The sequence below is a fragment of the Allobosea sp. CER48 genome, assembly GCF_044752385.1.
In the GTDB taxonomy this organism is placed as follows: domain Bacteria; phylum Pseudomonadota; class Alphaproteobacteria; order Rhizobiales; family Beijerinckiaceae; genus Allobosea.
Window position 1 is genome coordinate 1 of sequence record NZ_JBIWYK010000043.1, and the last position, 12,375, is coordinate 12,375.

Annotated in this window: 12 protein-coding genes; 5 read left to right on the top strand and 7 right to left on the bottom strand. The window is 66.8% G+C overall.

Features of this window, described 5'->3' with window-relative positions; translation table 11 throughout:
- From ACIPIA_RS03350 to scpA, 3 genes are all read left to right on the top strand, one after another.
- Window positions 1–1,390 (top strand): methylmalonyl-CoA mutase family protein (locus ACIPIA_RS03350; RefSeq protein WP_400506664.1); only part of this gene is annotated, 1,390 nt, incomplete at its 5' end.
- A gap of 12 nt (window positions 1,391–1,402) precedes the next feature.
- Window positions 1,403–2,227 carry a bifunctional hydroxymethylpyrimidine kinase/phosphomethylpyrimidine kinase gene (thiD, locus tag ACIPIA_RS03355; protein WP_400506666.1) on the top strand — a complete coding sequence of 275 codons (825 nt, stop codon included), beginning with the start codon at window positions 1,403–1,405 and terminating at the stop codon, window positions 2,225–2,227.
- Window positions 2,224–4,392, top strand: a complete 2,169-nt coding sequence (gene scpA / locus ACIPIA_RS03360) for a methylmalonyl-CoA mutase (protein ID WP_400506668.1) — start codon at window positions 2,224–2,226, stop codon at window positions 4,390–4,392. Before thiD ends, scpA begins: the two co-directional genes overlap by 4 nt.
- Window positions 4,393–4,457: 65 nt before the next feature.
- Here the strand turns inward: scpA and ACIPIA_RS03365 are convergent, their stop codons facing one another.
- The 5 genes from ACIPIA_RS03365 to ACIPIA_RS03385 all read right to left on the bottom strand — a co-directional run bounded on the left by ACIPIA_RS03365 (window position 4,458) and on the right by ACIPIA_RS03385 (window position 8,822).
- Window positions 4,458–4,730 carry a hypothetical protein gene (locus ACIPIA_RS03365; RefSeq protein ID WP_400506670.1) on the bottom strand — a complete coding sequence of 91 codons (273 nt, stop codon included), beginning with the start codon at window positions 4,728–4,730 and terminating at the stop codon, window positions 4,458–4,460.
- A 102-nt stretch (window positions 4,731–4,832) separates the two neighbouring features.
- Window positions 4,833–5,621 carry an ABC transporter permease gene (locus tag ACIPIA_RS03370; RefSeq protein WP_400506672.1) on the bottom strand — a complete coding sequence of 263 codons (789 nt, stop codon included), beginning with the start codon at window positions 5,619–5,621 and terminating at the stop codon, window positions 4,833–4,835.
- Window positions 5,618–6,520: an ABC transporter permease gene (locus ACIPIA_RS03375; RefSeq protein WP_400506673.1), complete on the bottom strand. Its 903-nt coding sequence runs from the start codon at window positions 6,518–6,520 to the stop codon at window positions 5,618–5,620. Before ACIPIA_RS03375 ends, ACIPIA_RS03370 begins: the two co-directional genes overlap by 4 nt.
- Window positions 6,517–7,713, bottom strand: coding sequence for an ABC transporter ATP-binding protein (locus ACIPIA_RS03380; protein WP_400506675.1), 1,197 nt, complete (start codon window positions 7,711–7,713; stop codon window positions 6,517–6,519). Before ACIPIA_RS03380 ends, ACIPIA_RS03375 begins: the two co-directional genes overlap by 4 nt.
- Window positions 7,710–8,822, bottom strand: coding sequence for a polyamine ABC transporter substrate-binding protein (locus tag ACIPIA_RS03385; protein WP_400506677.1), 1,113 nt, complete (start codon window positions 8,820–8,822; stop codon window positions 7,710–7,712). Before ACIPIA_RS03385 ends, ACIPIA_RS03380 begins: the two co-directional genes overlap by 4 nt.
- Window positions 8,823–9,017: 195 nt before the next feature.
- Here ACIPIA_RS03385 and ACIPIA_RS03390 point away from each other — a divergent pair, with 195 nt between their 5' ends.
- A complete protein-coding gene (locus ACIPIA_RS03390; protein WP_400506678.1) occupies window positions 9,018–9,755 on the top strand; it encodes a DUF3750 domain-containing protein in 738 nt (245 codons plus the stop codon).
- Between the two features lie 13 nt (window positions 9,756–9,768).
- Here ACIPIA_RS03390 and ACIPIA_RS03395 read toward each other — a convergent pair whose 3' ends face one another.
- A complete protein-coding gene (locus ACIPIA_RS03395) occupies window positions 9,769–11,052 on the bottom strand; it encodes a cystathionine gamma-synthase family protein (protein ID WP_400506680.1) in 1,284 nt (427 codons plus the stop codon).
- 132 nt (window positions 11,053–11,184) lie between these two features.
- Between ACIPIA_RS03395 and ACIPIA_RS03400 the strand changes: the two genes are divergently transcribed.
- Window positions 11,185–11,655 carry an Lrp/AsnC family transcriptional regulator gene (locus ACIPIA_RS03400; RefSeq protein ID WP_400506682.1) on the top strand — a complete coding sequence of 157 codons (471 nt, stop codon included), beginning with the start codon at window positions 11,185–11,187 and terminating at the stop codon, window positions 11,653–11,655.
- 58 nt (window positions 11,656–11,713) lie between these two features.
- Here the strand turns inward: ACIPIA_RS03400 and ACIPIA_RS03405 are convergent.
- Window positions 11,714–12,375: alpha/beta hydrolase (locus ACIPIA_RS03405; RefSeq protein ID WP_400506684.1), on the bottom strand; the 662-nt coding region annotated here is incomplete at its 5' end.

Consider the following 12,375-nt stretch of genomic DNA (forward strand, 5'->3'; position numbering starts at 1 on the left):
GGCCGAGACGATCCGCGCGCTCAGGGATCGCGGCTTCTCCGGCCCGTTCCTCACGATCGACGGTCGCCCCTATCACGAGGCCGGCGCTAGCGAGACGCAGGAACTCGGCGCGGTGCTGGCTACGGCCGTTGCCTATCTGCGCGCACTCGAAGCGCAGGGCTTTTCGCTGACCGAAGCCCGCGACGCCCTCAGCTTCACTTTGGTCGCGGATACAGACGAATTCCTCACGGTCGCGAAGTTCCGCGCCGCGAGGCTGCTCTGGAACCGTATCCAGCAAGCCTGCGGCCTCACGCCGAAGCCGGCGCGGATTCATGCCGAGACCGCCTGGCGGTCGCTGACCCGGCGCGATCCCTGGGTCAATCTGCTGCGGGGCACCGTCGCGGCCTTCTCTGCCGGAGTCGGCGGGGTGGATTCGCTGACCGTCCAGCCCTTCACGGCTGCGCTTGGCCTGCCCGACGGCTTTGCGCGCCGCGTCGCGCGCAATACCCAGCTCATCCTGCTCGAAGAGAGCAATCTCTGGCGCGTAGCCGACCCGGCGGCCGGGGCAGGCGGCTTCGAGGCACTGACACAGGCGTTGTGCGAGCAGGCCTGGCAGGCCTTCCAGGAGATCGAGCGACAGAGCAGCGGCGAATTGCGCGGCATTGTGGCCGGGCTTGCCGGCGGGTCCGTCCAGAAGGCACTCGCCGAGCAGCGGGCAGCACGCGCCAAGGCGATCGCGACCCGGCGCGAGCCGATCACCGGCACCAGCGAGTTTCCCAATATCCGCGAAGGCTCCGTCACCGTGCTGGAGGTCGCGCCCGTGGTCCGCGGCGAGCGGCGCCCGCCCGGCAGCCTGGCCGAGCGCAATCAAGGCGAGATCATTCGCTCCTTGGTAAGCGGCGCCGGCCGCGCCGATGCCCGCATCGCACCCGGTGCGACCCTGCGCGCGGATGCCTTGCCGTCGATCCGGCTGTCGGAGCCGTTCGAAAGCCTGCGCGACAAGGCCGACGCCCTGCCGCAGCGCCCCGCCGTCTTCCTCGCGACGCTCGGCTCCATCGCCGATTTCACCGCGCGCGCCGGCTTTGCCCGCAACCTGTTCGAGGCCGGCGGCCTCGCGGCCCCCAGCGGCGACGGCTTCGCCGCAAACGGCGCGACCGATCTCGACGCGCTCGTCGGCGCCTTCCGCGCTTCGGGCGCGAGACTCGCCTGTCTGTGCGGCTCGGATGTAGCCTATGCCGAGGAAGGCGCGGCCGCAGCCGAGGCACTCGCCGCGGCCGGCGCGACGGTCTGGCTCGCCGGGCGCCCCGCCGAGAGCGAGGCTTTGAACAAGGCCGGCGTATCCTCGTTCATCTTCATGGGTTGCGACGTGGTCGAGACGCTCGAACGCGCGCAGGCCATCGCGAGCGCCTGACCGGAGACTGAATTGACCGCCATCGCCCTTACCATCGCCGGCTCGGATTCGAGCGGCGGCGCCGGCATCCAGGCCGACCTGAAGACCTTCGCGGCGCACCAGGTCTACGGCGCCAGCGTCATCGTCGCGCTCACCGCCCAGAATACCAAGGGCGTCAGCGCAATTCATGCCGTTCCGCGCGACTTCGTCGCCGAGCAGATGGACGCCGTCTTCGAGGATCTCCACGTTAATGCCGTCAAGATAGGCATGCTGGCGACGGCCGAACTGATCGAGACGGTTGCCGCCGGCCTGAAGCGGCACAGCGCAAAGAACGTGGTGCTGGACCCGGTGATGATCGCCGCCTCGGGCGCGCGGCTGTTGGAGGCATCCGCGGTCGAGGCTGTCCGCAAGCACCTCTTCCCGCTGGCGACGCTGATCACGCCAAACCTTCCGGAGGCCGCCGCCCTGCTCGGTTCCAGCATGGCAGCAACCGAACAGGCCGTCGACGAGCAGGCCGACAGGCTCGCAGCGCTGGGCGCCGCCAATGTGCTGGTCAAGGGCGGACATGGCAGCGGCGATGTCAGCAGCGACCTCCTGCTGCTCGCCGGTGGCGCGCGCCAGCGCTTCAACGCCCCGCGCCTTGCGACCCGCAACACCCATGGCACGGGCTGCACGCTCTCCTCCGCAATCGCGGCGAACCTTGCAAAGGGGCTGCCTCTGCCCGAGGCTGTCGGCCACGCCAAGACCTACATCTCCGCCGCCATCGCAGCCGCAGACGAGGTCGCGGTTGGCCATGGGCACGGACCGGTGCATCATTTCCACCACTGGTGGGACAGGACCGACGGGAGCAAGCCATGACCGCGATCCCGGATTTCACGAAGCTCGCCTTCGCCGGCACCCGGACGGCTGCACCAGCCGAATTGGCGACCGCCGAGCCGTGGCAGACGCCGGAGGACATCCCGGTCAGTCCGCTATACACGGCGGCCGACCGCGAAGGCCTGCCTTTCGTCGAGACGCTGCCGGGCATCGCGCCCTATCTGCGCGGCCCCTACCCCACCATGTACGTCAACCAGCCCTGGACGATCCGGCAATATGCAGGCTTCTCCACGGCCGAGGATTCGAACGCCTTCTATCGGCGCAATCTCGCCGCCGGGCAGAAGGGGCTTTCTGTCGCCTTCGATCTCGCCACCCATCGCGGCTATGACAGCGACCATCCCCGCGTCGCCGGCGATGTCGGCATGGCCGGCGTGGCGATCGACTCGATCTACGACATGCGCACGCTGTTCTCCGGCATCCCGCTCGACCAGATGAGCGTCTCGATGACGATGAACGGCGCGGTGCTGCCGGTGCTGGCGCTCTACATCGTCGCGGCGGAAGAACAGGGCGTGCCGCAGGCCAAACTCTCAGGGACCATCCAGAACGACATCCTCAAGGAGTTCATGGTCCGCAACACCTATATCTACCCGCCCGGCCCCTCGATGCGGGCGATCGGCGACATCTTCGCCTTCACCTCGGCCAACATGCCGAAATTCAACTCGATCTCGATCTCCGGCTATCACATGCAGGAGGCCGGGGCGACGCAGGACCTCGAGCTCGGCTACACGCTCGCCGACGGCGTCGAGTATATCCGCGCCGGCCAGCAGGCGGGGCTTTCGGTCGACGTCTTCGCCCCGCGCCTGTCCTTCTTCTGGGCGATAGGCATGAACTTCTTCATGGAAGTCGCCAAGATGCGTGCCGCCCGGCTGATCTGGGCGAAGCTGGTCAAGGATTTCGGCGCCGAGAACGAGAAGTCGCTGCCGCTGCGGACCCATTGCCAGACATCCGGCTGGTCGCTGACGGCGCAGGACGTGTTCAACAACGTGCCGCGTACGATGATCGAGGCGATGGCGGCGACGCAGGGCCATACCCAGTCGCTTCACACCAACGCGCTCGACGAGGCGTTGGCGCTGCCGACCGATTTCTCGGCACGCATCGCCCGCAATACCCAGATCCTGCTGCAGCAGGAGAGCGGCACGACCCGGATCATCGATCCCTGGGGCGGCTCCTACTATGTCGAGCGGCTGACGGCGGAGCTTGCCGCCAAGGCCTGGGGCCATATCCGGGAGGTCGAGGCGCTGGGCGGCATGGCCAAGGCGATCGAGGCCGGCATCCCGAAGCTGCGCATCGAGGAGGCCGCCGCCAAGACGCAGGCCCGCATCGATGGCGGCCAGCAGGCGATCATCGGCGTCAACTGCTTCAAGCCGGAGAACGAGGCGTCGATCGAGGTGCTGAAGGTCGACAATGCCTCGGTGCGCGCCCAGCAGCTCGACAAGCTGAAGCGCCTCAGGGCCGAGCGCAGCGAGACCGAGGTGCAGGCGGCGCTGACCGCCCTCACCAATGGTGCGGCGGGCAATGCCAATCTGCTCGATCTCGCGGTCAAGGCCGCGCGCGCCAAGGCGACGGTCGGCGAGATATCGATGGCGATGGAAAAGGTGTTCGGGCGTCACAGGGCCGAGATCAAGGCGATCTCGGGGGTCTACAAGCGGGAGGTCGGCGAGATGAATCCAGCCGTCACGCGTGTCCAGCTGATGTGCCAGGCCTTCGAGGAGGCGGATGGGCGCCGCCCGCGCATCCTCGTCGCCAAGATGGGACAGGACGGGCATGACCGCGGCCAGAAGGTGATTGCCTCCGCGTTCGCCGATCTCGGCTTCGACGTCGATATCGGCCCTCTCTTCGCGACTCCGGACGAGGCGGCACGGCAGGCCGTCGAGAACGACGTCCACATCGTCGGCGTCTCGTCGCTCGCGGCCGGTCATCTCACACTGGTGCCGGAACTCAAGGCCGCGCTCGCCAAGGCGGGCCGCCCGGACATCATGATCGTCGTCGGCGGCGTCATCCCGCCGCAGGATTTCGACGCCCTGATCGAGGCCGGCGCCTCGGCGATCTTCCCGCCCGGCACCGTCATCGCCGATGCCGCCGAGAAGCTGCTCGAGGAACTCAACCAGCGCCTCGGCTACGCGCAGCACACCGTCGCTGCCGAGTAACAAGAATGGCGGGCGCTGCCCTCAAGGCAGCGCCCGCCCCATGGTCACGACTGGCGTGGCGACACTTACCGCCAGCCGTAACCATAGCTGGAACGCGGCGGGGGCGGCCGCATGCCGTAACCGTCGTAGTAGCGATGCCAGCGGCGCTGCCCCCAGAAGCCGTGGACCATGGGCGGGGCCGGCCGCCAGCCGGCGCCATAGGCAGGGCGCTCGAAGCCGCGTTCGTAGCGGTCACCGAAAGCCTGGGCGTTTCCCGTTCCGGCGAAGGTGAAGGCGGCGAGCACGATGCCGCCCAGTGCGAAGGCCGCCAAACCGATGCGGGCGCGATTGCGGAACATGATCCTTGTCCTGTCTCGTGGCGGGGGAGAATTCCCCTGCCGTGAGAAGGACATTGGCAGAACCCGGCTGAACGGGCTTTGAGGGCGCCGTTCAGCCGCCGTTTAGCTGCCGGACAACTGCTCGCGCTTCAGCAGCAGCGAGGCGGCGATCACGACCACGGCCACGGCCCCGATCATGATCGTGCAAGCGGCGTTGATTTCTGGCGAAACGCCGAGCTTGACCGCTGAATAGAGCCGCATCGGCAGCGTGGTCGCCCCGGGGCCGGTGGTGAAGCTCGCGATGACGAGATCGTCGAGCGAGAGCGTGAAGGCGAGCATCCAGGCCGCCGCAACCGCCGGCCAGATCAGCGGCAGGGTCACGGTCCAGAAGGTGACGAAGGGCGTGGCGCCGAGATCCTGGGCAGCCTCCTCCAGCGAGCGGTCGAAGCCCGCGAGCCGGGACTGCACGACGATGCAGGCGAAGCCGAGGCTGAAGGTCGCGTGTGCGATCGTCACGGTCCAGAAGCCGCGCTCGACCTCCGCCGACACGAAGAGCAGCAGCAGCGACAGGCCCGTCACCACTTCCGGCATGACGAGCGGGGCCAGCACCATGCCGGAAAACAGGGTGCGGCCGATGAAGCGGCCGTGGCGCGCGAGGGCGAGCGCGGCGAGCGTGCCGAGGATCGTCGCAAGGGTCGCCGAGACGAAGCCGAGGCGGATCGAGAGCCAGGCGGCATCGAGCAGCGGCTGGTTGCCCAGCAGCGCGACGTACCAATGCGTCGAGAAGCCGCCCCAGACCGTCACCAACCGCGAGGCGTTGAAGGAGTAGGCGATCAGCGTCAGGATCGGCAGGTAGAGGAAGGCGAAGCCGACGATCAGCGCGAGGATCAATCCGGGACCGAGCCGGCTCATGCCGCCATCTCCCGCCGCAGGCGCGCGCGCTGGAGCAGGACGAGCGGTAGCACGAGCACGACGAGGAGCACGACCGCCACGGCCGAGGCCAACGGCCAGTCGCGGTTCGAGAAGAACTCGCTCCAGAGCACCTTGCCGATCATCACCGTATCGGGGCCACCGAGCAGGTCGGGGATGACGAACTCGCCGACGGCCGGGATGAAGACCAGTGCGGCCCCGGCGAGGATACCGGGCAGCGAGAGCGGCAATGTCACCGTCAGGAAGGCCGTGACCGGCCTGGCACCGAGATCGGCAGCAGCTTCCAGCAGGCCGCGATCGAGCTTTTCCAGCGTCGCGAACAGCGGCAGCACCATGAAGGGCAGATAGGAATAGACCATGCCGAGCAGCACCGCCGTCTCGGTATTGAGCAGGCGAAGCGGCCCCGCCTCGAGACCGAACAGGGCGAGCGTCGCATCGAGCAGGCCATCCGGCCGGAGGATGCCGATCCAGGCGTAGACGCGGATCAGGAAGGAGGTCCAGAACGGGAGGATGACGAAGACGAGCAGGATGCTACGCCAGCGGGATGGCGCAGACGCCATCGCATAGGCGAGCGGATAGCCGATCGCGAGGGCAAAGACCGTGGTCAGCGCCGCGATGCGTAGCGAATACAGATAGCTCTGCCAGTAGAGCGGGTCGTCCCCGAGCAGCCTGAAATTGTCGACGCCGAGCTGCGACAGGAACTCGCCGATCTGCGCCAGCCCTTCCCAATGCGGGGCATAGGGCGGCAGGGCCGTTGCGGCCTGCGAAAAGGCCATGCGCAGCACGATGGCGAAGGGCGCGAGGAAGAACAGCCCCAGCCAGATATAGGGCACGGCCACGACGAGGCGGCCGAGGCGCTGCAGCGAGGCGACCGCCCTCATGGCGGCAGCACCACGCCGGCCTCGACATCCCAGAATAGCCAGACCTTGTCGTCCCAGGCGAAGGGGCGCGGCAGCCGACGCGTGCGGTTGGCGAGCGCGACCTTGACGAGCTGGCCGCCTTGCCCTCCGTCGCCTTCGCCGAGCATTACCTGGATCATGGTGAAGTCGCCGAGATAGCCGATATCCCAGATTTCGCCGGCAACCTTGTTGACCGCCTGCGTCGGCTCGTCATGAGCGATCTCGATTTTCTCCGGACGGATGCCGACGACGAGCGGCTCCCCCGGCTTCAGCGCTGGCGCCTCCTCATCGAGTTCGACAATCCCGACATGAGGCATCTCGGCCCGGACGAGCTCCCCCTCGACGGCGGCGATCCGGCCTTCGAAGATGTTGATGTCGCCGACGAACTCGGCAACGTGGCGATTGGCCGGCGCTTCGTAGATCAGGTCGGGCGGGCCGATCTGGACGAGCTTGCCGTGGTCCATGACAGCCATGCGGTCGGCCATGGTCATCGCCTCGTCCTGGTCGTGCGTGACGACCATGAAGGTCAGGCCGAGCTCGCTTTGCAGGTCCATCAGCTCGAACTGGGTCTGCTCGCGCAGCTTCTTGTCGAGCGCCGCCATCGGCTCGTCGAGAAGGAGGAGTTTCGGCCGCTTGGCGAGCGAGCGGGCAAGCGCGACACGCTGCCGCTGGCCACCCGAGAGCTGATGCGGCTTGCGAGTGCCGAAACCGGAGAGCTTTACGAGCGCCAGCATCTCCTCGACCCGCCGGTCGATCTCGGCGCGTGGCAGCCCCTCGCGCCTCAGTCCGTAGGCGATGTTGTTGGCCACGCTGAGATGCGGGAACAGCGCATAGGACTGGAACATCATGTTGATCGGCCGCAGATGCGGCGGGGTGCCGGTGATATCCTGGCCATCGAGCAGGATCGTGCCCGCATCCGGCGTCTCGAAGCCGGCGAGCATGCGCATCAGCGTGGTCTTGCCGCAGCCGGACGGCCCGAGCAGCGCGAAGAACTCGCGCGGGTAAAGCGCGAGCGAGAGGTCGCCCACCGCGGTGACATCGCCGAAGCGCTTGGTCACGCCCCGGAACTCCACCAGCGGCTTCGCCGCCGGGTCGTTCCAGGGCTGGAACGCCCGGCGCACGCTGCCGGGCGAGGTCTTCTTGATGGCCGCCGGGGCCTGTGCGGGGCCGGTCACTTTCCGGTCTTCACGCGCGTCCACAGCCGGTTCACCAGCCGCTGGGCCTTCTGGTCATAGGGCGTGATCGTATAGAGCCGCGCCATCACCGCATCCGAGGGGTAAATGCCCGGATTGTCGCGCACCGCGGCCGAGAGCAGCGGCTTGGAGGCGAGGTTGCCATTGGCATACTGGATGAAGTCCGAGTTTTTCGCCGCCATCTCGGGCTTGTTGACGAAGTCGATGAACTTCAGGGCAGCCTCGACATTGCCGGCGTCCTTCGGGATCACGAAGGAATCGAACCACATGAGCGCGCCTTCCTTCGGGATCGAATAGGCGATCTGGACGCCGTTCTTGGCCTCCTCGGCGCGCTTCTTCGCCTGGAGGATGTCGCCGGAATAGCCGACGGCCAGGCAGATATCGCCGTTCGCCAGCGCGTTGATATATTCCGAGGAGTGGAACTTCTGGATATGCGGGCGGATCTTGCGCAAGAGTTCGCCGGCCTTGTTGAGGTCGGTCTCGTTCTTCGAGTCGGGATCGAGCCCGAGATAGCGCAGCGCCGCCGGAAACATCTCCTCGACCGCATCGAGCACATGGACGCCGCAGTTGGAGAGCTTCTTCAGCGTCTCCGGCTCGAAGACGATCTTCCAGCTGTCGATCACCGCGTCAGGGCCGAGCCGCTCCCTGATCTTGGCGGTGTTGTAGCCGATCCCCGTGGTACCCCACATGTAGTTCACGGCGTATTTGTTGCCGGGGTCGTATTTCGACAGCCGGGCCTGGATTTCGGGCCAGAGGTTCTTGAGGTTCGGCGCCTTGTCCCTGTCGACGGGCTGATAGAGGCCGAGCGGGATGTGGCGCGGCAGGAAGGAAGCGGTGACGACGATCAGGTCGTAGCCGGTCTTGCCGGCGAGAAGCTTGGTCTCCACCGTCTCCATCTGGTCGAACGTGTCGTAGACGACGGTGATGCCGGTTTCCTTCTTGAAGGCGTCGAGCACCTCCGGATCGACATAATCCGACCAGTTGAAGATACGCAGTTGCTTGTCCTGCGCCGCCACCGGCGTGGCGAGAAGTCCCAGTCCGACCGCACAGGCTGCAATGGCCTCGGTCAGCCGCTTCATAGTCCTAGCCAATCTGCCCCTCCATCAAGCTCAGGCGCGCGCACGCTACCAGCTTTCCCCCCCGCTTCAACCGGCATGAGGAGCGGCCGAACCACCGCGCACAGCCAAGGGGCGCCGAATGGCCCTGCGGCCTCTCCCTGCCGGCTGACGCAAGCGTGATCGGCGGTGTTCTTGCCGGTTTGCATCGCAGTGCACATACCGTGCCGGATGCGTCTGTTCCGTCGCTTCCTGCTGGTCTTCCTTCTCGCCTTCCTCCTGCCGCTCGCGACCCATGCAGGCTGGTGGATCTGGCAGACGCATGCGCCGGACTGGCGCCGGGCGGACTGGACGAGCGCGAAGCTCCTGCCAGCCGCTGCGACGGAGCCGGAGGCAACAATCCATGTCTTCGCCGCGCGAGTCGGGCGCTGGCGCGGCATCTTCGCCCATCACTCCTGGATCGTGGTCAAGGAACAGGGCGCCAGCGCCTACACCCGGTTCGACGTCGTCGGCTGGGGCGCGCCGGTCCGGGTCAACCACCGCGAGGCAGACGGGCGCTGGTTCGGTAACACGCCGGAACTCGTCGCCGAGATGCGCGGCGAGGCCGCGGAGCGGCTGATCCCGCAGATCCGCTCGGCCGTGGCGAGCTATGCCTATTCGAGCCCCGGCAGCTACCTCGCCTGGCCGGGGCCGAACTCGAACAGCTTCGTCCAGCATGTCCTGGCCGAGGTGCCGCAGCTCCGGCAGGCGCTCCCGCCCACCGCGCTCGGCAAGGACTGGCGCGCCGCTGGCGTTTTCGCCGGCCTGACCGCCAGCCGCACCGGCGTCCAGGCGTCGCTGTATGGGCTCGCCGGCGTCACGATCGGCTGGGTCGAGGGCGTCGAGGTGAACATCCTCGGCCTCGTCGCCGGGCTCGACCTGCGCAGCCCTGCGCTGAAGCTGCCGGGCTGGGGAAGGATCGGGGTCTAGGCCTTCGAAGCGGTCACACCGCCTCGAAGGCCTGCGCCAGGTCCGAGATGAGGTCCTCGATGTTCTCGATGCCGACGGAGATGCGGATCAGCGCATCGGTCAGGCCGATCTCCTCGCGCAACTCCCTGGCGACGCCGGAATGGGTCATCGCGGCCGGATGCGAAACCAGCGTCTCGGTGCCTCCGAGGCTGACCGCGAGTTTCATGATCTGGAGGTTGTCGAGGACCGCGAAGGCTTCCTTCTCGCCGCCCTTGACGTCGAACGCGAAGGTAGAGCCGGCCGCGGTGCATTGCCGGTCGAAGACCGCCTTGCGCGGATCACCGGCCCTTAGGTTCCCGAGATAATGGACCTTGGCCACCTTCGGATGGCCAGCGAGATATTCCGCGACCAGCTTGGCGTTCTCGTTGGCGCGGCTCATGCGGATGTCGAGCGTCTCCAGCGAGCGCATCAGCATCCAGCAGGAATTCGGATCGAGCTGCGTGCCGAGCGAACCGCGCCATGCCTTCACCTGCCGCACGAGTGCCTCGGAACCGCTGATCGAGCCGCCGACGAGGTCGGAATGGCCGCCGACGTATTTCGTCAGCGAAAGCAGGGTGAGGTCGGCGCCGAGCTTGAGCGGCTTCTGGTATTTCGGGCCGAGCATGGTGTTGTCGACGATGACCGGCGGCCGGTGCCCCTGCGACGTCTCGAGCTCGTCGGCGATCGCCCTGCAGGCGGCGAGATCGACCAGGCCGTTGGTCGGATTGGCGGGCGTCTCGACCAGGATCATCGCGACGCGGCCCTTTGCGGCCGCGGCCTTGGCGACGTCACGCATCTGCGCGATATCGAGCCCGTCGGTGAAGCCGAAGGGCGTGACGCCGAAGGCACCCATCTGGTTCTTCAGCAGGGTCTCGGTGCCGCCATAGAGCGGGCGCGAATGCAGGATCGTGTCGCCCGGCCGGAGGAAGGCGAAGCAGGTCGTCGCGATCGCGGCCATGCCGGAGGCGAAGACAGCGCATTTCTCGGCCTCGTCCCAGATCGCAAGGCGATCCTCGAGGATCTCCATGTTGGGATGGTTGAAACGCGAATAGACCAACCCGGGCTTCTCACCGGGCTTCGGCTGGCGCCGGCCCGAGGTGAAGTCGAAGAAGTCCTTGCCCTGCTGGGCATTCTCGAAAACGAAGGTCGAGGTCAGGAAGACCGGCGGCTTGAGCGACCCTTCAGACATGGCCGGCGAATAGCCGAAGCCCATCATCAGCGTTTCGGGATGGAGCTTGCGGTTGGCAATCCGATCCTTGTGATAGCTGTCCTCGCTCATAGCCTCTCTCCCTGGTGGTCGTGACACGGTTGAACCCTGGAGTTCAGAATAATCTCTCTATCGCGCCATTGTCTGGCTGATGAAGCTCCCGGTACGCTGGCGCATGCAGCTTCCTGCTCAACTGACCTCGATATGGAGCATATCATGCTCGACACGATCGATCGCCGAATTCTCGCCGTGCTGCGCGAGGACGGGCGCATCACCAACCAGGACCTCTCGCAGCGAGTCGGCCTCTCGCCGACACCCTGCCTGCGTCGGCTCAAGCGCCTCGAGGAAACCGGCGTCATCCAGGGTTACACGGCGGTGGTCGATCCCAAAGCCTACGGCCTGCCCTTCAGCGTCTTCGTCTCGGTGCGGCTGACGCAGCAGAACCAGGAGCAGATCACGGAATTCGAGAAGGCGGTCGATAGCTGGAGCGAGGTTGCCGAATGCTACCTCATGACCGGCTCGCAAGACTATCTCCTGCGCGTCGTCACCGACGGCATCGAAGGCTATGAGCGCTTCCTGAAGCAGAAGGCGACCCGGCTGAAATGCATCCAGTCGGTCGAATCGAACTTCGCGCTGGCGACGATCAAGAAGCGTTCCGGCCTGCCGCCGATCTAGGTCTTCCGCCGCATTGCCCTCACGCGAACCGGAGGCCAGTTCGCGTGAGATGCTCCTGTCAGACGCCGCGATCCATGGCGCGGCGGACGACCTGCGTGACCTCGCTGTTCGACAGGAAGAGGTCATGGCGCAGCATGCTCCAGCCACGGCCGGAGGTGTCGGCGACGCGCACGCCGAGCGCATCGAGGCGGGAGCGATCGGCCGCGCCGGCGCGGGCCACGCCGCCGGCGATGCGCGCCGAGACGGCAAGCGCGCGGTCGCCGGGATCGATGATGACGGTCATGCGCTGCGCCAGCGGGCCCAGCTTCTTCACCGTCTGCTCGAACGCGTCGATATCGACGTCCGGAGAGGCCAGCACGACCGAGCCGATGCGGGCGTAGACGTCCTGCGAGTCGCGCAGTTCACGCAGGCCTTCCAGCGTCAGGAAGGTCCCCATCGAATGCGCGACGATGTGGATGCGGCCGACAGTCGGATTGGAGACGAGCGCCTGCAGGCTCTGGACGAAACCGTCGCGCGACCACAGCGCGCTCTCTCGGTCATAGGCATAGTCGAAAAGCTTGCCGCCTGACGGCCAGGTGAACAGCGCCGCGCGCCCCTGGAACTCGAGCGAATGGGCGAGCTGCCCTGCACTGCGTGCAGCCGATTCGAAGGTCTCGTTGAAACCATGGACATAGAGCAGCACGTCGCGGCCATTGGCTGCGTCCGAGAAGGCGCGCGGCG